Source organism: Prevotella sp. AM34-19LB, from assembly GCF_003468525.1.
Classification (GTDB): Bacteria; Bacteroidota; Bacteroidia; order Bacteroidales; family Bacteroidaceae; genus Prevotella.
This window is the reverse complement of the sequence record NZ_QSIG01000105.1, coordinates 1-2,023: the sequence shown is the minus strand read 5'-3', so window position 1 is coordinate 2,023 and position 2,023 is coordinate 1. Positions and strand designations below refer to the sequence as shown.

Annotated in this window: 1 rRNA gene; it reads left to right on the top strand. The window is 53.5% G+C overall.

The features are described from left to right. Positions 1-2,023: ribosomal RNA gene (locus tag DW830_RS15330) — 23S ribosomal RNA — on the top strand; the annotation flags it as partial.

Below are 2,023 nucleotides of genomic sequence, written 5' to 3'. Positions count from 1 at the left end.
AGGAAGAGAAAATAAATGAATGATTCCCCCAGTAGTGGCGAGCGAACGGGGAACAGCCCAAACCAGTGGCGTCGCAAGGCGTGGCTGGGGTTGTAGGACCGCGACATTGTATGCAAATCGTGAACAGAACACTTTGGAAAATGTGACCATAGACGGTGATAGTCCAGTATGTGAAGCGAAATGCGGCATAGCGGTATCCTGAGTAACGCGGGACACGAGGAATCCTGCGCGAATCTGCCGGGACCATCCGGTAAGGCTAAATACTCCCGTGAGACCGATAGCGAACGAGTACTGTGAAGGAAAGGTGAAAAGAACCCCGAGCAGGGGAGTGAAATAGTTCCTGAAACCATGCGCCTACAAGCGGTCGGAGCATCTTACGATGTGACGGCGTGCCTTTTGCATAATGATCCTACGAGTTACCGTCACTGGCGAGGTTGAGTGTCACGAGACACGTAGCCGCAGTGAAAGCGAGCCTGAACAGGGCGCACAGTCAGTGGGGGTAGACGCGAAACCAAGTGATCTACACTTGGCCAGGATGAAGTCCCGGTAACACGGGATGGAGGTCCGCACCAATAAGCGTTGAAAAGCTTCTGGATGAGCCGAGTGTAGGAGTGAAAGGCCAATCAAACTTGGAGATAGCTCGTACTCCCCGAAAGGCATTTAGGTGCCGCGTCGGATGGTCACCGTGAGAGGTAGAGCGACCGATAGGACAAGAGGGCTTCACCGCCTATCGAGTCCTGACGAACTCCGAATGCTCACGGTCTGCAGTCCGGCAGTAAGGGGGCGGGTGCTAAGGTCCGTCCCCGAGAGGAGAAGAATCCAGACCGCCGTCTAAGGTCCCGGAGTTCTGCCTGAGTTAGTCTAACGAAGTCTGGTCCCTATGACAGCTAGGATGTTGGCTTGGAAGCAGCCATTCATTCAAAGAGTGCGTAACAGCTCACTAGTCGAGGGTCCGGGCATGGATAATAATCGGGTATAAGGCAGACACCGAAGGCGCGGGATAGCAATTTTGAAAGTATCGGTAGGGGAGCATACTCACAGCGTTGAATGGTGTACGTAAGTTATCCTGGAGCGGTGAGTAAAGCAAATGTAGGAATAAGTAACGATAAGGAGGGTTAGATTCCCTCCCGCTGTAAGACCAAGGTTTCCCGGGCAATGCCAATCAGCCCGGGGTCAGTCGGGTCCTAAGTCTAAGCCGAACGGCGATGGCGATGGCAGAGACGGTTAATATTCCGTCACTGCCGCATGGGGCGACGTGGAGACGGAGCAGTGAAACCACCGCGGGGCGACGGAAGTCCCCGTTGAAGGGTGTAGGTGTTGAGGAAGGCAGGCAAATCCACCTTCCGAGCTGAACCTGACAGTACGGAGTCCTCTTCGGAGGAATCTGATAGTGTGGGTAATCATACTCCCGAGAAAATCCGCTAAGCTTAACCCATGCGGCACCCGTACCGCAAACGGACACACGTGGTCGGGTAGAACATACTAAGGCGTTGAGAGATTCATGGTTAAGGAACTAGGCAAATTGACCCTGTAACTTCGGGATAAAGGGTCCTCGTGATGAGCGAGGCGCAGAGAATAGGTCCAGGCAACTGTTTAACAAAAACACAGGGCTGTGCAAACTCGAAAGATGAGGTATACAGCCTGACACCTGCCCGGTGCCGGAAGGTTAAGAGGAGATGTCACTCGCAAGAGGAAGCATTGAATTGAAGCCCCGGTAAACGGCGGCCGTAACTATAACGGTCCTAAGGTAGCGAAATTCCTTGTCGGGTAAGTTCCGACCTGCACGAATGGTGTAATGATCCGGACGCTGTCTCAACCATGAGCTCAGTGAAATTGTAGTATCGGTGAAGATGCCGATTACCCGCGATGGGACGAAAAGACCCCGTGAACCTTTACTACAGCTTAGCATTGACCTTGGTCATCCGATGTGTAGGATAGGCCGGAGGCTTCGAAGCGGGAGCGCCAGCTTTCGTGGAGCCATCCTTGAAATACGGCCCTTTGGCTGTCTGAGGTCTAACGCGCG